The 360-nt window shown below is 71.1% G+C and carries 1 protein-coding gene; it reads left to right on the top strand.

Annotated features, from left to right (window positions below; genetic code table 11):
- Nucleotides 1-360, top strand: a 360-nt coding sequence (locus C7H85_RS19770) for an Ig-like domain-containing protein (protein ID WP_158260125.1), incomplete at both ends; no start/stop codon positions are given.

Raw genomic sequence — 360 nt, 5'->3', positions numbered from 1 at the left:
TCGGCACCGACGACCAGGTGCAGGACCCGTTCCCGGTGCGGGTGACCGACGACGACGGCGACGTTTCGCCGGCGGCGACGCTGACCATCCGGGTCAACGATGACGGTCCGACCGCCGCGGACGACAGGGCCGGCCAGGCGAATGAAAACGAGCCGGTCACCATTGACGTGTTCGCCAACGACAGCGCGGGGGCGGACGGCGTCGACCTGGCCGGCGGCGTGGCGCTGGTCGACGGCAGCCTCACCGGCAGTGGCAGCCTGGTGTACCACCATGACGGCAGCTTCAGCTATACCCCGGCGGCGGGCGAGCAAGGCGAGGTGCGCTTCCAGTACCGGCTCACCGACGGCGACGGGGACAGCG

This window comes from Zobellella endophytica (assembly GCF_003012775.1).
GTDB lineage: Bacteria > Pseudomonadota > Gammaproteobacteria > Enterobacterales > Aeromonadaceae > Oceanimonas > Oceanimonas endophytica.
Note: the sequence above shows the minus strand (reverse complement) of the source record. Positions and strands in the feature narration are given on the sequence as shown.